Origin of the sequence: Corynebacterium sp. H78 (assembly GCF_037572275.1) — a bacterium.
Taxonomy (GTDB): domain Bacteria; phylum Actinomycetota; class Actinomycetes; order Mycobacteriales; family Mycobacteriaceae; genus Corynebacterium.
Genome location: NZ_JBBHKX010000001.1, coordinates 143,463 through 160,732, shown reverse-complemented (window position 1 = coordinate 160,732; position 17,270 = coordinate 143,463). Strand labels below are relative to the sequence as shown.

Here is a 17,270-nt window from a genome sequence, read left to right as displayed (position 1 = left end):
CGGGGTGTTACATGGAAACATGTGGCACCCCGGATTTTTTGTTTGCCCTGCCTCATCCGCGAAGGAGTGCATCGATGATTACCGTCGCCGCCATTGTCGTGACCAATGACGATGGGCATGTTCTGACTGTCCGCAAGCGTGGCACCGATCGATTCATGTTGCCGGGCGGCAAGTTCGAACCCGGCGAATCAACGGATCACCCGGAGGTCACTGCCCTCCGCGAGTTCGAGGAAGAGCTCGGCGTTGCCCTCTCCCCCACTCTCGTCAGGCCGTGGGGCATCGCGAGGGATTCCGCAGCGAACGAACCAGGCGAGGAAGTCGTTGGCTTCCATGTGCGTTACGACGGCCCGACCCCCGAGGTCGCTCCCCGCGCCGAGATTGCGGAAGTGCGGTGGGTTGATCCTCACCACCCGACTGGCCGGTTGGCACCGATGCTGGTGTCGTACACGTTGCCGAAATTGAGTGGCGAAAAGGATCGCGGACCTCGGATTATCGAATCAGTCACGGTCTTTTGTGGTTCCAGCTGTGGCGACAGTCCGCTATGGCAAGAGACAGCCGCTGAGCTGGGTCATGTTTTGGGACGAGAGCGCATTGAGTTGGTGTACGGTGGCGCGTCGTGCGGTTTGATGGGTACGGTCGCAGCCGCCGCGATGAACGCGGGTGGAGAAGTTGTTGGGGTTATGCCTCGGGTGCTCGGAAATCGCGAGCGGACTCACCACGGACTGACGCGCCTCGAAGAAGTAGAGACGATGGCAGAACGTAAGCATCGCATGTACGAACTGGGGCAAGCGTTTATTACCCTGCCGGGTGGCGCGGGAACGCTAGAGGAATTCTTTGAAGTGTGGACGCAGCAGCATATCGGCATGCATGCGAAACCAGTTGCATTGCTCGGGCCAAATGGTTTTTGGCAACCATTAGTCGATCTGCTGCGCAACGTCAGTAACCACGGTTTCATCCGCAGGGATCTCGTGGACGCGCTCATCGTTGTCGAATCCGTCGACGAGCTCCTGCCCGCGCTGTCCGCATGGACAAGTCCGGGCACAAAGTGGACCTAACCACAGTCAATCAGACATTTGTGGGAGCCAGCTTCCCCTCTGGCTCCCACACTGCTTGCTTTACGACGGCTCGTAATTAACGAGTTGCGCCGGCAAGCAGTGCGAGAACGTCAGCGAGGGCTGCGTCGTCAGCCATCTCTTCCAACAACTCCGTTGGAACGTGGGCACTATCAGAATTTGCGCGCTGAATGTAGGTCAGCAGCACGCCAGCATCATTGGCGTTCATGCCGATGCTGTCGGCGACCTTCATGAATTCGCCTGCATTAACGTCGCCGGAAAGCTGGTCGAGGATGACGTCGATAAGCTCAGATGATGCCTGCTCATTTGGCTCTTCAAGCGAGCTATCTGGAACGGTGACGTTAGGGATCTCAGGAAGTGCAGGGATTTCTGGAATCACTGGTGCCGGTACAGACTCACCTTCGGTGACGCCACCAGTGGTAGCGAATGCTTCGAGGTCAGAGGCTGATCCGTTGAAGCGGTTACGGTCCACGACTACACCAATGCCTGGTACGCGACCAGTCTCGGAGTACTGCCAGAAAGTCAGGTCAGACCAACCACCTGGAATGTCCGTTGGCGGAGTGTCCTGGTATGCAGCAAGCCACAGTGGGTAGTTGGTGAAGTCCGAGGAGTTCGCCATCTTGTTCTGCCAGAACCAACGGTAGGTGTAGACCATTGGCTGCTGCCCGGTCTTTTCTTCAACGCGGTTCAGGAACTCCTTGGTCCACGTCACCAGCTGGTTCGGGGTGAGGCCGTTGTCCAGTTCGATGTCGAGCACTGGGGGAAGCTTTTTCGCATCATCAGGCTGCGCTGCCAGAGCGCGAGCGTAGGCATCTGCCTGCATTTCTGCTGGCAAATTAGGGTGCGCCTTGTGGTAGCTGCCGATGATCAAACCAGCCTTAGCTGCCGCTTCGGTATCGGCGCGGAAGTATGGGCTTTCACCTTCGACACCGTCGGTTGCCTTAATGAAGGCGAATTTCTCGCCACTGGCTGCGACGCGCTTCCAATCGATGGATGATCCGCCAGGACGCTGCCACTTCGATACATCCACTCCGGTTGGTGCCGAGGAGTCCAGCGCGTATGCCGGAACAACGGTGAGAGTGGTGAAGGTAAGAGGAAGGGCTGCTGCGAGGGCTGCGATGGTGCCCGCGGTGCGTCGGCTCTGTCGGAACTTCATGGTTTCGAACTTTACACAACAACATCACATTCGTCACATCTTTAACATCAGTCACACTAGTTTCAGCCTTTTTGGTGTCGCCCGATCAATCCGGACCTATCCCTACACTGGAGCCATGACTAACGACGCTCGCACCTATCCAGCCCCCACCGACGATTTGTTTCTGCACGTCAATGGCGAATGGATCGACTCGCACACCATTCCCGCAGATCGAGCAATTGACGGTGCTTTCCACACCCTCCGAGATGATGCCGAGAAGGATGTCCGCACCATCATCGAAAGTGCGCCGGAGGATTCACGAATTGGCACGCTGTACAGCTCGTTTATGAATACGGAGGCGATCGAGAAGGCCGGAGTTTCTGCCCTGAGCACCGATTTCGCCGAGATCGCGGTTGACACCAAGGAGGATCTCGCTCTTGCTTTAGCCCGCCTGGATCGCGTCGGCATTCTCGCCGCAGCTGGCTATTGGATCGAGAAGGACTCCAAGTCCAACGAATCTATGTTGTACCTGCTGCAATCTGGGCTGGGACTGCCGGACGAGGCCTATTACCGCGAGCCCAGCCACGCCGAAACTCTGCAGAAATACCAGGAGCATGTCGGACGCATGCTGACTCTCCTGGTTACGGCTGCAGAAACCGAACATGTCGACGACGTCGTAAAGCAGTTACTCACAGCTACCAATGCCAACGCCGAGGATGCAGCGGCACGCATTATCGAGTTGGAGAAGAAGATTGCAGCTGGACATTGGGATGTCGTGGCGAAACGCGATGCGCTGAAGACGTACAACTTGACTGCGACGGCAGATTTGCCAACGACATTCCCGTGGGCGCAATGGCTGCGAGCCACGGGCGTGGAGGTAGAGAAGTGCGTCGTGATGATGCCAAGCTACCTCGAGGACTTCGGCACCGTGTGGGCCAACGCTGACCTTTCGGATCTGCAGCTATGGGCACTGTGGCGCATCCTGCATGGCCGGGCACCATATTTGCCCGAGGTGTTTTCGAAGGAAAACTTCGATTTTTATGGGCGCTCTCTGTCCGGCGCGGAGGAGCAACGCGACCGATGGAAGCGTGGCGTGGGCTTCGTTGAGGGTGCCGTTGGCTTCGAAGTTGGCAAGGAATACGTCGCTCAGCACTTCCCACCTGAATACAAGGCACAAATGCTGGAGCTCGTGGATTATCTGCTGCAGGCATACCGGGAACGCATCACCAATCTGCCGTGGATGACCCCAGCGACCCGTGAGCGTGCACTGGAAAAGCTGAGCCTCTTCAAGGCGAAAATTGGCTACCCAAATTCGTGGCGCGATTACTCCGCGCTGCAGGTCGGCCGCGATCTGCAAGCAACTGACCTCATGGGCAATGTGCGTGCGACTAGCAGGTTTAGCCATGAGTACGAGCTTGCCAAGTTGGGTAAGCCGGCTGATCGCGACGAATGGTTTGCGACTCCACAAACGGTGAATGCCTTCTACAACCCGGTGGTCAATGACATCACGTTCCCAGCCGCAATCCTGAAGCCTCCATTCTTCGACCCAGAAGCGGATATGGCCACCAACTTTGGTGCCATTGGCGCGGTGATCGGCCACGAGATTGGCCACGGTTTCGACGACCAGGGCTCACAGTACGACGGCCACGGCAACCTCAACCAGTGGTGGACTGACGAAGACCGAAAGGCTTTCGAGAAACTCACCGCACAGCTTGTTCACCAGTTCGATGGCCTCGTGCCAACCGGCTTGAAGAAGCTCGGCGAAGAGGACGCTGGGGTCAACGGCAAGTTCACCCTGGGCGAGAACATCGGCGACCTCGGTGGACTCGGCATCGCAGTTGTTGCTTACCGGCGTTGGATCGCCGACCACGGTGCCGAAGCCGGAATCGAAGACACACCAGAGTCGTACCGAGGCATGTTCCTGTCCTGGGCTCTGGTGTGGCGCACAGCTATTCGCCCAGAGCTCAGTCGCCAGTACTTGGCTATTGACCCCCACTCACCTGCAGAATTCCGTTGCAATGTCATCGTCACCGATATCGACGAGTTCCACGAGGCCTTCGGAACTAAGCCTGGCGATGGCATGTGGCGGGAGCCGTCGGAACGCGTTCACATTTGGTAGCGGATTCCCCCACATTTACCCCCTACGGAATATACCGCCAGGGGTATAAAGTTGTGGGAGGAAAATCCGAAGTGCACCAAGTCCACAGGAGGACACTCTTCTTATGACCACCACTGTTATCGTCGGCGGCGTTGCCGGCGGCATGTCTACTGCTGCACGTCTCCGTCGTCGTGACGAAAACACGGACATTATCGTCTATGAAGCTAGCGAAAACGTATCGTTCGCTAACTGCGGTCTTCCTTATTATGTCGGCGGCATTATCCCAGAGCGTGACTCCCTGTTGCTGCAGACCCCAGCTGCACTGAAGGCACGGCTCAACCTGGATGTCTTCGTATCGCACCGCGTGACCAGCATTGATCGCGATGCCAAGACCGTGACCGTCAAGAACCTGACCACTGGCGAAGAGAAGACCCAGGGCTACGACTTCCTGGTCCTCTCCCCTGGTGCAACCCCATTCATGCCACCAATCCCAGGCATCGACCGCGCACTGACCTTGCGCACTGTTGAGGATGTGGACCGCATTGCGGAGGCCGTCGCAAAGCAGTCGCCACAGTCTGCTGCGATCATCGGTGGTGGCTTCATTGGACTCGAGCTCGCAGAGAACCTGCACCACCGCGGTATTAAGACCACCATTGTGGAACGTGCACCTCAGATCCTTGCGCCTTTGGACGAGGAGATGGCGGGCATCGTCATGAAGCACCTGCGTGACGCTGGTATCGAGGTCATCCTCAATGCTGACACCAAGAACATCACCGACTCTGTCATGGAGGTCGAGTTGCTCGACCGCGACAACAATAAAGTCGGCGACGCAACCGTCGATGCCGAATTGCTCGTCGCTGCAATCGGTGTCCGCCCAGAATCCTCCCTGGCCAAGGACGCAGGTCTGGCAGTCGGCGAGCGCGGTGGCATCAAGGTTGATCGCCAGCAGCGCACCTCCGACCCAGCCGTCTTCGCGCTCGGCGACGCTGCAGAAAAGGTTGATGCCATTTCCGGCGAAGATACGATGGTTCCGTTGGCGCAGACCGCGAACCGCCACGGTCGCATGGTTGCGGACATCATCACCGGTCGTGACGAGGAAGCTCAGCTGACCCTCGGCACCGCAATCGTTGGTGTTCTGGGCATGGCTGCCGGTTCCGTTGGTTGGAATGAACGCCGTGCTCGCCAGGCTGGCAAGAACGTTCGTTGCGTCCACATCCACCCAGGTAACCACGCGGGTTACTACCCAGGTTCCGAGACCGTGCACCTGAAGCTCGTTGTCGATGCCGACACCGATGCCATCTTGGGTGCCCAGGGTGTTGGTGGAGAAGGCGTCGACAAGCGTATCGACGTCATCGCTACCGCCATGCGCGCAGGGTTGAAGGCTTCTGACCTGCAGAACCTGGAACTCGCGTACGCGCCACAGTTCGGCTCGGCGAAGGACCCAATCAACTTCCTGGGCTTCGTCAACGACAACGCTGTCAACGGCGAGAACTTGGTGCAGTGGCACGAGCTCGAAGATTTCATGGCTGACGAGAACAACGTCGTCATCGATGTCTCGACCGCGGAAGAGTACGCAGAGCACGGCATTGACGGCACCATCCTCGCTCCAGTCGATGAGCTGCGCGAGTGGATCGCCGCTGGCAACCTGGAACCACTGAAGGGCAAGAACCTGTTGCTCATTTGTTGGTCGGGGGTCCGTAGCCACGTCGCTGCAACCGCGTTCCGCCCATATGGCTTCCAGCCTTCGAACCTTGCTGGCGGCATCATGACCTACGAATTTGGTCAGTACGCACGCGCATAGCTCGCGCCTAACCGGCCAGACCCTCTGAGCGTTTTACGATGACGGTGGTCGATCTATCGTAAACCTGCTCGGAGGGATTTTTGTGGCTCCGTCGGTCCACATTCCGGAGACGCTGAATGCGGCGGAGTCCGAAGACACCGTGAATGCTCGCGGCATGAAGAAGCTGCCCTTCCCCGGTTTCGCGGGTATGCGGTACGCGCTGAAGCGGTCACTCGTCGAGTTCTGGTTTGAACATGGCCTAGACCGCGCGGCGACACTCACATTTTTCACCGTGCTCACGGCCTCGCCAGCGCTGCTCGCGGTCTATTCCATTGCAACGCTGGTCTTGGCGGACTACTCCGCATCAATCGTTGCGCTTACCGACGACTTCGTCGCCACGTATATCCCCGATCAATACGGCAAATACGTGACTCGGATTGTGAACATCATCATTGGCTCGGCGAAAAGTGGCCTCGTAGCGTTGACGATCGGTATTTTGATGTCGCTGATCTCGTCCTCCGCGTACGTCCGCGCGTTTTCGCGCTCCGCCAACGCTGTGTATCGCGTGAGTGAAGGGCGCTCGCTGATTGAATATCATGCGATCATGTTGGCCACAACGTTGGTGATGTTGGTTGGCTCCTTCGGGCTGATTCTGTCGGTGGCAATCAACCGCAGTTTGGTGACGGGACTGCTCGAACCGCTGTCGGACACGCTCAATATTCAAGATACTGTCACGTTTTTGTTGGATGGCTTCTTCCCAGTCTGGGATTGGATTCGCTGGCCCATCATCGTGCTCGTGTTGATGGTGCTTATCGACGCCCTCTACTACGCGACACCCAACGTGAGGCAACGTCGCTTCCGCTGGTTAAGCACGGGTTCTGCGGTAGCCATTGTCGGCGTGGCCATCACTGGATGGTTGCTGACCGTGTATTTGGCACGCTTTGCCAGCTTCAATCCGTATGGTGCGATGGGTGCCGTGATCGCAATGATGGTCGCACTGTGGGTCATCAATGCCATGCTGCTGTTCGGTTTCAAACTTGATGCTGAGATCGAACGAGTCCGCCAGTTGCGTGCGGGGATCCCTGCGGAACGGCATATCCAACTTCGTCCGAAAGCTGTCGGGGCAGCAATTGCGGAACAGAAGATTCACCAGAATCTCATCAACAAAGCCACCGAGATCCGCATGAAGCATGAAGATATCGATACCGCTGAGTTCGAGGCAATGCAGCCCGATGCAGCCGAAACCGACCCCGCCATGCACGTTGCTCCGCCACAATAGGCAGCATGGCTTCCCTTCAGTCCTCACAGTCCCCACAGTCTGCGTCCATTGCGCTTTTACCTGGCGACGGCATCGGCCCTGAGATTGTCTCCGCCACCCTGCCACTTTTGCGTGAGCTCTTTCCAACGTGGACGTTTACCCACGCCGACATTGGCTGGGGCTGCTGGTGTGCTGAAGGCGACCCGGTTCCCGCAGCCACGTGGGACATTCTCGACTCTGCAGATGCCGCGCTGATGGCAGCAATCACGTCAAAGCCAGCTGCTGCAGCGCAAGCAGAACTTGCACCTGAGCTACGCGACCAGGGATTTGTCTACCGATCTCCGGTGCTCCAGCTGCGTCAACGCCTCGATCTTTTTGCCAATGTTCGTCCCATCTCCGCGCCGGCTGAGGCTGATGAGTCATGGGAGTTCGTCGTCATGCGAGAAAATACGGAGGGGTTGTATTCGCACGATATGCGCCTTGATGAGCATCCTGAACTGCACAAACTGATTTCGGACGACGTGACCGTGCGGGAATCGACACCTGCGGAAACTGCAGTCGCTCTGCGCGTGACCACAAAGTTCGGATGGGAACGGTTACTGCGGCGGGCCGCGGAGACTGCCGTGCAGCGTCACGACCAGGGTGCACCCGGCGCGACATTGACCGTGACTATAGCGGAGAAGCCGAATGTGTTGCGTGAATCCGGTGCGATTGTGCAAGCGGCGATGGACACGGTTGCTGCCGAGTTTCCGCAGGTCACGTTCGAAATGGAGAATGCCGATGCCGTCGCCATGTACATGGTTTTGCAGCCCGAGCGTTTCGATGTCATTGCCGCCGAGAATCTCATCGGCGATGTGCTGAGTGATCTCGGTGCAGGTCTCATGGGTGGGCTCGGCCTGCCAGCATCGGCGAACATCGGCGAGAATTTTGCCATGTTCGAGCCCATCCACGGTTCAGCCCCAGATATCGCTGGGCAGGGAATTGCGAATCCTTCTGCGTTCCTGCTGTCTGCGGCGATGTGCGCGGAGCATCTGGGCACGCACGTTATGGCTGCTCAGTCGCTGCGTTCTGCGTTACGACGAGCCCTCGCCACGCATCCCACCCCGGACCAAGGTGGGACCGCGACCACAGCAGAATTCGTGGCCACGGTACGTGCTGAATTAACGAGCTGAATTACTGGAACTGACTGATATCCAGATTGTCGAAAATGTCGACTTCGCCCTGATCCTCTTCTGGAGGCAATGGGACCTCGCACAGGATTGTGGTCGCGCCACATGGATCCTGAATTGTCGCCAGCGGACCGAACTCGGTCATTTGTGCTGGCACCAGCACCTTTCCACCGTACTGTTCAGCGTTGTTGACGGCGGTGTCAATGTTCTCGACACCGAGGTAGGCCAGCCAACCAACGAACGACGCGTCGCCTTCAACGACTGTCGTTCCGGTGCCACGGCCGCCAACAATGCCTGCAAATGGCGCACCGCCCTCGGTAGCGACAGCGTACGAACCTTCCTCCGATGCCGTGTGCACAGTCATGCCCCAACCGAACAACTCATGGTAGAAATCCATGGCCTTCTGGAAATCATCGTGATTTGCGGTGATCAGCTCGAACCACACTGGGGCACCTGGCTCGCCAGCAGCGAAGAACGTTTGCTCACCCGGCTGCTGCAGCAAGCCAACGAGGGCACCGGCTGGGTCGGCGATAACGGCCATCAACGAGCCGTCGATAAGTTCGATCGGTTCCTGTAGCACCTCTGTGCCCAGCGAAGCTGCCTTTTCGCAGACAGCCGCGACGTTGTCGACGTGGAAGTTCACGCGCCACTGGTTGTCCACGAAATCAGTGGAATCTGCAGAATTTGCGTCGAGCAGCACCGACACCGGCATCCCCTGCAGCGTTGCGACGCGACGACCCTGCATATCCGCAGCTGCTTGCGTGCCGTAGGCAGGATCAGCATTCGTGTAATTCCAGTTCAAGAGCTCACGGTAGAACTTCTCTGTCTTGCGAGGAGCGGACGACACCAGGTCCACTCGCACTGGCATACCGAATTCGGCGGCAAAAGCTGGCATTTAGAGGTTCCTCCACTTTTCAGGATCAAAATCGTCGTCCGCGGTTGCTTCGTCAAAGAAGTCGTCGTCATCAACAACTTCTTCGCTTGTTGCCACACGCGCCGACATTCCACCAAGTTCTACAACATCGCCCGGATACAGCCGGCGGCCACGTCGCGTATCGACCTCGCCATTGACCGTCACCTGCCCGTCTGCGATGACCTCTTTAGCCAGCCCACCAGTGTCAATAAGATTGGCGAGCTTCAGAAATTGCCCTAGCCGGATGAACTCGTCGCGGATTGCAACATTCGAAGGTTCCATGCCTGTCAGTTTGTCACAGTTCGCGGATCCCCTTCGCTTTAGTACCGCACGACTCGAGGGGAATGGCTACACTCATACATCACTGCTTAGAAATTTATTTAGTTAAATCAATTAATTGTTGTGACTAGATGCCGGCGAATGGGTACTACGGATCGAACCTTAGGAGGGAGAGCCACCTTGAAATCAAACGCACCACCACGGCCACCAGTCCTCCACATCATTACCGCGTCCTTAGCGCTAACTTTGCCTCTGTTGTTCATTGCTCTTCTGGCAACACAGACCACCGAATTGCTATTCATTCCATCGATTGGTGCTGCCGCTGCCCTGATCGTGGGTGCGCCGAGCTTGCCGTTGGCACAGCCCCGAAATGTCATTATTGGACATCTCGTTGGTGCGACAGTCGGCGTTCTCGCGATGCACACCCTCGGCTCAAACGCATTGTCCGCTGCAGTTGCGTCAGGCGTGACTTTCGGGCTGATGCTCTCTCTTCGCAGCGCACATTCCCCCGCTGTCGCGACCGCAATCGTTGCCGTCCTATCCCCACCTGACAACGATCTTCACTTCATTGGCCTCGTTTTCGTCGCGTCTGGTCTAGTTGTCGTGCTAGCGCTGGTCGCAAACCGTGTTCGGAAGCTGCACTATCCACATTATTGGTGGTAGAAGCTTTACGACGAGGTCGTCGTGACGCGCGTATCGAACATGTGAACGGAGCAATCCGGTAAGTGTTCTATGGTGCAAGGCATGACTGGCAGGAGACAACGGCAGTGCCGAGGCATGGCGCGAACAGCAGGGATTGTTGCCGTGGTGGCGCTTGCTTGCGGTCTCGGCGCATGTGGTGTTGATGTCGACCAGGTCAGCACGGATTTGGCGGAGTCGCAGAAACAGGCCAATGAAGCGTTGGAGTCCGCAAAGGATGCCGCTTCGAGTGCCCAGGCCGAGATTGAGTCGTTGAAGGAAACTCTCCAGTCCGCGACTGAAAGTGTGCAGGTACCGGAGGTGCTCCCTCCTGCGGAGCCAGAACGACCGCCAGCTCAGACTGGCAGTGTCGATGTGCTGCGCGGACAGCTCGCGACGATCGAGCAGAAAGGTCGCGCTCCGAAAACTGGCTATTCTCGTGATGCATTCGGGCAACGCTGGTCGGACGACGTGACGGTCGAATTTGGGCATAACGGCTGCGATACCCGCAATGACATTCTGCGACGCGATCTTGCCAATGTGGTTTTGAAGCCGAATACCTTTGACTGTGTTGTATTGAGCGGTTCTCTACATGATCCGTACACCGGCGCAATCATCGAGTTTCAGCGAGGACAGGAATCTTCACAGGCGGTGCAGATTGATCATGTCGTCGCAATGAGCGATGCCTGGCAGAAGGGTGCCCAGTACTGGGATCCGGCCACTCGACAGAATTTCGCCAACGATCCGTTGAATCTGTTAGCTGCCGATGGACCCGCGAATCTGCAAAAGGGCGACGGCGATGCTGCGACGTGGGTGCCGTCGAATAGCGGTTTCAGGTGCCAGTATGTAGCGCGCCAGATTGCGGTCAAGCACCGTTACGGCTTGTGGGCGACACCTGCGGAGCATGAGGCTTTAGGCCGCTGGCTCGATACGTGCACCGTAGAGGACGAGCCAGCCTTGGCAGAGCTAGCGGGTACAGCAGGCGAGGTGGGTGCGACGCCACAGTAACTCGCGCAACATTTTTATAACTTTTATATACATAGAGGATTTTTGTGACCTACGTCGCTGTACGATGCGGATAACACGACCGAGGAGGATCCCTTGTCCGCACCCCACGAACACGATTCCCACCCTGCCGGCATTGGCCCGAAAACCCTTCCCCACGAACCTTCCAGTGAAGATATCGCCACGGCAGCCGCAGCCTTGCGCGCAGCCATTGACGGGAAGTGGGCATCCGACCGCGATGCCGTCCGCGAGAAGCTCTCCAGTGAACTGTTTTTACCTCAGGTGGGACTACCTCTCGATGAAGCCCGTGACGCACTCATCGAACGCCTCGAAGTTCTACGCGACACAGGGGTTCCCCAAGGTGCATTTTCCGTAGCTAAGGGTGGCACTGGTGAAACCGGCAAGGCCCTGACCTCAATGGAATGCATCGGCCACACCGACTTATCCGTCATGGTGAAGGCCGGCGTGCAGTGGGGTCTGTTTGGTGGCGCTGTCGACAACCTCGGCACTGAGCGCCACGCAGAACTGATACCGAAGATCATCAACCTCGAATTGCTCGGCTGCTTCGCAATGACCGAGCGCGGTCACGGTTCCGATGTCATGAATATCGAAACCACTGCCACCTACGATCGGGAGACTGGCGAGTTCGTCGTCAACTCCCCTACTCCATCTGCGCAGAAGTGCTACATCGGCAATGCTGCACGACACGGACATATGGCTGCCGTTTTTGCGCAACTGCACACCACCGACGCGGACGGCACCGTATCCGAATCCCACGGCGTGCATTGCTTGTTGGTGCCAATTCGCAACGACGACGGTTCCCCAGCGTCCGGCGTCACCATTGGGGATCACGGTTACAAAGGTGGGCTGACAGGTGTCGACAATGGCACTCTCCTATTCGACAATGTCCGTGTCCCACGTGAGGCGCTTTTGAACCGCTTCGGCGATGTCAATGAAAACGGCGAGTATTCCTCTTCTATTGACTCACTTAATCGTCGCTTCTTCACCATGCTCAGCACGCTCATCCGTGGCCGTATTTCCGTGGGCGCAGCTGCCGGTGCTGCAACGCGCTCGTCATTGGCAATCGCTACGCGCTATGCGACGCGGCGTCGTCAGTTCGAAGGGCTACCCGGGCAGGAAAAGCACCTGATGGAGCATCGCGCCCATCGTCTTCGTCTCCTTCCGCTCGTTGCCCGCTCGTATGCGCTCCAGCTGCTGCAGAACAAGATCGTCGAGCGTATCGACGCCCAGGAAGCAGCCGTTGCTGCCGGAACGTGGGACATTGCGAATCCAGATCCAGAACAACAATGGAAGCAACGCGAATTAGAATCCCAAGCCGCAGCAGTGAAGGTAGCTGCGACGGAACACGCGACGGCGGCAATTCAGGAAGCTCGTGAGGCCTGCGGTGGCGCGGGCTACATGGCCGAGAACCTGCTCACCATCTTTAAAGACGATTCCGACGTCTTCACTACTTTCGAAGGTGACAATACGGTTCTCATTCAGATGGTCGGCAAGGAACTGATCACCGCATACGCGCGTGGCCTTTCTGAACTCGACCCCATGGGCATGTTGAAGTACGGCGTGGAAAACGTCACCGACATTTTCCGCCGCAGGACTCCCGTCGCAACGTCGGTGCAGTCGATCATGGATCGAGTCAGCGATCGGGAGGTCATTGACCTCTTTAATGCCGGCTACCAGGTCAAGCTTTTCGAAGAGCGAGAATCCAACTTGCTCAAGTCGCTCGGCCGTCGACTTCGCCCTGCACGCAAGATGAAGCCTGAGGATGCGGTGGCTGCCGTCGATGCCGCGCAGGATCACTTGATTGCCTGCGCTTGGGCTCGCGTCGATTCGCTCTTGCTGGAAGCGCTCGTAGAAGCAGAACAAAAGCTTGACGACGATTCACCGGCCAAGAACCTCTTTGTGCACCTGAGGGACCTGTTTGCGTTGACGACCATCAATACGCACAGCGGTTGGTACCAGGAGCAGAATATTTTGTCGGGTACTCGCACGAAAGCCGTGCGCGCGTCAATCAACGACCTCGTGGACTCGATGGGCCCGTGGTCTGACGCACTCGTTGACGCGTTTGCGGTTCCGGACACAATTTTGGGGGTACCCATGTTAAACGATGCAGGTGTTACCCAGCGCTAGAAACACATTGATGTAACTTTCGTGAGCTTTCACTAATCGGGTGACACGGAACCGCCCCAATTTTTCGGACGCTTTTGTGCATAGCGTTCACCCTGTGGGTGGTGCCCCCCTTTGCTGCGACTCGGAATACGCAGGGAAAATGCGAGAGTTCACTCACGCTTTGCGGTCGCCAGACATGCCCACATGGAGGCCAATTGTATCCATTTTGTAACATTGGCGTAACATTGCTATTCGACTTTACGAACACTCTTCCCTAGAGTAACCACAACGCTCAGGCAAATTAGGCAACCAAAACAATTTGATTTTCTGAGCATATTGTTTGTTACAGTGACTACTGTTACTTAGAGTGATTAACGCTTTACCCTGCTGTCCGCACTTGGAGGATCCCACACATGACCGCTGAAATGAAGCCACCACAGGTACCTGTCGCGACCCTATTGAAGGGCTTTGCCCAGTCATTGCCTCCTCTGCTTCGTTCGGGTGTCCTGTCTATGACCCCAAAGCAGGCACCAGTGTTCCTGAAGAACCTGCGTCGCTGGGGCTTTGCAGTGTCCGGCCTCATTGCATCGGGTGCTGAGCGTTACCCTAATCGCCTCGCGCTTGTCGACGACTTCGGCGAGCTTACCTACACCGAACTCCACAACCAGACTGTCGCACTGTCAAAGGCACTCATGGCTCGTGGCCTGAGCAGCAAGTCTAAGTTTGGTGTCATCGCGCGTAATGGTCGCGGCATCATCATGCCAATGGCGGTTAAGGGCTTCCTCGGCGCAGAAATCATGCTGATGAACATTGGTTCGTCCGCACAGCAGGTCGACGGCATTATCGAGCAGAACGACGTCGAGTACCTCTTCATCGATGACGAATTCATGGACCGAGTTCCTGAGAACCGTCCTGATCTGCAGGTTGTTATCACCACTGTGAGCGATCCAGAAACTCGTGCGAAGGCGCCAGAGGGCTACCTCTTCATGGAAGACCTCATCGCTGAGGGCATGAACTCCACCGCCGAACTCGAGTTCAAGCCAGAGCAGGGACGCATCATCATCATGTCGTCCGGCACCACGGGTATTCCTAAGGGCGTGCTCCGTAACGAGCCAAAGACTCCTATGACTGTTGGTGGCGTCGCCGACCGTATTCCTTGGGAACGCAATATGGTCATCCACCAGGCTGCTTCCATGTTCCACGCGTGGGGTTGGGCGAACGTCATTATCGCTATGGCAACGGGTGCAACCCTTGTGACCATGCGCCACTACGATGCCAAGAAGGTTATCGCTGACTGCGAGAAGTACGGCGTTAACGGCATCATTTCCGCAGCATTCTTCCTGCGCTCCCTGAAGGATGAACTGGACAACGATCCATCCCGTAAGATCGGCCCATTCAAGTTCATTGTTTCTTCTGGTAACGCAATCCCAGCGTGGCTGGTATCAGCTCTGACCCACCGCTTCGGTCCAGTTGTGTGTAACTTCTACGGTTCTACTGAGGCTGGCGTCTGTTCGATCGCTTCGGGTCCAGATCTGGCGCAGCGCCCAGACTCTGCTGGCCGCCCTGCGCTTGGCGCACGAGTCAAGATTCTTGACGAAGAGGGCAAGGAAGTTCCTCGTGGCGAGGTTGGCCTGCTCCACACTGTCCAGGAGCTGTCGTTCATCGGCTACCTGAACGAGAAGGACAAGTACGTCACTGTTGACGGACTGTTCCAGATCGGCGACCTCGCACGCATGGATGAGGACGGCTACCTGTACATCTGTGGTCGTTCCGACGACATGGTCATCAAGGGTGGCGAGAACATCTTCCCACGCGAGATCGAAGAGATTCTTGGGCCAGTGCCAGGCATCGCAGATGTCTACTGTCGTGGTGTCCACAACGACGAGATCATCGCTGACCTATACCTCTACGTTGTTCGCGAGAACAACAAGCAGGGCGAGGATCTGTCCGAGGAGATGCTTCAGGAATACGTACGCGAGAATCTTGCAACGCACTGCGTTCCTGACAAGGTCTTCTTCGTGGATGAGTTGCCACGCAATGCAGTCGGCAAGGTCGTGCCACGCATGGTCGATGCCATGATGGGCGATCACTAATCACGGTCTAGTTATCACGTCGAGAATGCACCTGGGATTTCCCAGGTGCTTTTTGCATTCTTGCTGATTCTTCCTACTGGGTTAAGGTCTGGTCTGCTACTTCCGTGGTCGCACCTGAACTTCGTCGACGCTGCAGTCCATGCCGGCATCTACGGCCAAGCGAACTGCCTTAGCAATCGACGATGGCGTGACGTACTTCGATCCGTCGTAGCCCTCTTCACCTTGGATGGCGACCTGCATATCCGTATCTACTCGGCCAGGGTGCACAGAAGTCACGCGAACATTGCCACGTTCTTCTTCACGCAGAGCATCAGTAAACGCCCGAAGCGCAAACTTCGAGGCCGCGTACGCCGCCGATCCAGGGCTAGCGCGGAAGCCAGAGCCCGAGTTGATCGTGACAACTATGCCGTTCGCAGCCCGCAGTGCTGGCAGCGTTTGCCGGGTTAGTTCAGCCACTGCAGCCACGTTCACGTCGAGGATTCGTACCCAATCCGCATAGGCAATGTCTTCAACATTCCCACCGACGAAAACGCCAGCGGAATGAACGATGACATCCAGCGGAGCGTCACCAAGCGTGCGCTTCAGTTCCGCGGAAACAGCCTCGACATCAGTCAGATCTACAACAAACTCACCTGCCGACGGCAGCAGCGACGCTACTGCGTGCGCCCCGTCGTATGTCGTAGCCCCCACGAGCACGTGGTGGTCACGACCGAGGTCTTCGGCGATAGCCCGGCCGATGCCGCGACTTCCTCCAGTCACGAGGGCGATGGGTCGGTTATCCGGATTGTTAAGTGCCATACCCACTTTGTACCTGTTCGCCGCCTAACCCTACTTCGACTTCGGCTTCGCACCCACCTGGTCAATCGGCGTGACCTGCAGGAAGTCAATGTTCACGTGTGGCGGGCGGGTTGCCGCGAAAACGATGATGTCCGCGATGTCGTCGGCAGTCAGCGACTTCACCCCGTCATAGACAGCCTCTGCCTTGGTGGCGTCGCCGTCGAAACGCACGAGCGAGAAATCGGTGTGCACGCGACCTGGATCGATCTCGGTGACACGAACATCGTCGTGCGCGATCTCCTGGCGCAGCACTTCAACGAGTGCGCGTTCGCCATGCTTCGCCGCATTGTAGCCAGCACCGCCGGTGTATACCTGACGCGCCGCAATCGAACCGATCGTGACAATCAGCCCCTTCGCTGCCTTCAGCGCCGGCAGCATCGCCTGCGTCACGCGGAGGGTACCCAACACGTTGACCTCGTACATCCAGCGCCACTTCTCTTCGATGGCACCCTCGACGCTCTCCATACCCCACGCACCACCGGCGTTGTTCACGAGCACATCCGCGCGCTCGACCGCGTCTGCCAGGCGATTGACATCTTCCTGTTCAGTCACATCCAGCTTGACGACGGTCGCTACCCCACCGTTAGCCCGGATCTGCCCGGCAATTTCATTGAGCTTGTCTTCACGACGCGCTCCCAGCACAACCTCGAAGCCTTCCTTTGCAAGCGCAATCGCGGTGGCGGCACCAATGCCAGACGAGGCACCGGTAACGACGGCAACCGGGGCGCTGGCATTTGCAGAAGTTGTGGATGATTCCGTCATGGTCAAACTCCTTGGCAGATTCTGTGTCGGTTTTTGGCCTGCTTCTGACTTCTACAGTAGCCA

Annotated in this window: 14 protein-coding genes; 9 read left to right on the top strand and 5 right to left on the bottom strand. The window is 57.3% G+C overall.

Translation table 11 applies throughout. From position 1 onward, the window contains the following. Window positions 1-74: 74 nt before the first annotated feature. Window positions 75-1,055, top strand: coding sequence for a TIGR00730 family Rossman fold protein (locus WG934_RS00715; protein WP_339976564.1), 981 nt, complete (start codon window positions 75-77; stop codon window positions 1,053-1,055). Between the two features lie 76 nt (window positions 1,056-1,131). On the opposite strand, the gene WG934_RS00710 is transcribed toward WG934_RS00715, so the two are convergent. Further along, the gene (locus WG934_RS00710; protein WP_339988271.1) at window positions 1,132-2,229 is read right to left on the bottom strand and encodes a glycoside hydrolase family 25 protein; all 1,098 of its coding nucleotides are present in this window, start codon (window positions 2,227-2,229) and stop codon (window positions 1,132-1,134) included. A gap of 115 nt (window positions 2,230-2,344) precedes the next feature. On the opposite strand from WG934_RS00710, the gene WG934_RS00705 reads away from it, so the two are divergent. The 4 genes from WG934_RS00705 (at window position 2,345) to WG934_RS00690 (ending at window position 8,516) form a co-directional block, all read left to right on the top strand. Then, window positions 2,345-4,327: a M13 family metallopeptidase gene (locus WG934_RS00705; RefSeq protein ID WP_339988270.1), complete on the top strand. Its 1,983-nt coding sequence runs from the start codon at window positions 2,345-2,347 to the stop codon at window positions 4,325-4,327. Between the two features lie 103 nt (window positions 4,328-4,430). Continuing rightward, complete coding sequence (locus WG934_RS00700; protein ID WP_339988269.1) at window positions 4,431-6,107, top strand: FAD-dependent oxidoreductase; 1,677 nt, start codon at window positions 4,431-4,433, stop codon at window positions 6,105-6,107. Window positions 6,108-6,189: 82 nt separating this feature from the next. Beyond that, entirely contained in the window at window positions 6,190-7,365 is a 1,176-nt protein-coding gene (locus WG934_RS00695) for a YihY/virulence factor BrkB family protein (protein ID WP_339988268.1), read from the top strand. Window positions 7,366-7,370: 5 nt separating this feature from the next. Continuing rightward, a complete protein-coding gene (locus WG934_RS00690) occupies window positions 7,371-8,516 on the top strand; it encodes an isocitrate/isopropylmalate family dehydrogenase (protein ID WP_339988267.1) in 1,146 nt (381 codons plus the stop codon). Window position 8,517: 1 nt separating this feature from the next. On the opposite strand, the gene WG934_RS00685 is transcribed toward WG934_RS00690, so the two are convergent. Further along, window positions 8,518-9,408, bottom strand: coding sequence for a VOC family protein (locus WG934_RS00685; protein ID WP_339988266.1), 891 nt, complete (start codon window positions 9,406-9,408; stop codon window positions 8,518-8,520). Further along, window positions 9,409-9,708, bottom strand: coding sequence for an RNA-binding S4 domain-containing protein (locus WG934_RS00680; RefSeq protein WP_339976550.1), 300 nt, complete (start codon window positions 9,706-9,708; stop codon window positions 9,409-9,411). Window positions 9,709-9,885: 177 nt separating this feature from the next. Between WG934_RS00680 and WG934_RS00675 the strand changes: the two genes are divergently transcribed. The 4 genes from WG934_RS00675 (at window position 9,886) to WG934_RS00660 (ending at window position 15,608) form a co-directional block, all read left to right on the top strand. Further along, window positions 9,886-10,368 (top strand): HPP family protein, encoded by a 483-nt coding sequence (locus tag WG934_RS00675; protein WP_339988265.1) that lies wholly within the window; start codon window positions 9,886-9,888, stop codon window positions 10,366-10,368. Between the two features lie 81 nt (window positions 10,369-10,449). Beyond that, complete coding sequence (locus tag WG934_RS00670) at window positions 10,450-11,391, top strand: HNH endonuclease family protein (RefSeq protein WP_339988264.1); 942 nt, start codon at window positions 10,450-10,452, stop codon at window positions 11,389-11,391. A 93-nt stretch (window positions 11,392-11,484) separates the two neighbouring features. Then, window positions 11,485-13,536: an acyl-CoA dehydrogenase family protein gene (locus WG934_RS00665; RefSeq protein ID WP_339988263.1), complete on the top strand. Its 2,052-nt coding sequence runs from the start codon at window positions 11,485-11,487 to the stop codon at window positions 13,534-13,536. Window positions 13,537-13,928: 392 nt separating this feature from the next. Further along, on the top strand, window positions 13,929-15,608 hold the full coding sequence (locus WG934_RS00660; RefSeq protein WP_339976542.1) for an AMP-binding protein: 1,680 nt from the start codon (window positions 13,929-13,931) through the stop codon (window positions 15,606-15,608). Between the two features lie 96 nt (window positions 15,609-15,704). On the opposite strand, the gene WG934_RS00655 is transcribed toward WG934_RS00660, so the two are convergent. After that, window positions 15,705-16,406 carry an SDR family oxidoreductase gene (locus WG934_RS00655; protein WP_339988262.1) on the bottom strand — a complete coding sequence of 234 codons (702 nt, stop codon included), beginning with the start codon at window positions 16,404-16,406 and terminating at the stop codon, window positions 15,705-15,707. Window positions 16,407-16,436: 30 nt separating this feature from the next. Beyond that, window positions 16,437-17,207 carry an SDR family oxidoreductase gene (locus tag WG934_RS00650; protein WP_339976536.1) on the bottom strand — a complete coding sequence of 257 codons (771 nt, stop codon included), beginning with the start codon at window positions 17,205-17,207 and terminating at the stop codon, window positions 16,437-16,439. Window positions 17,208-17,270 lie beyond the last annotated feature (63 nt).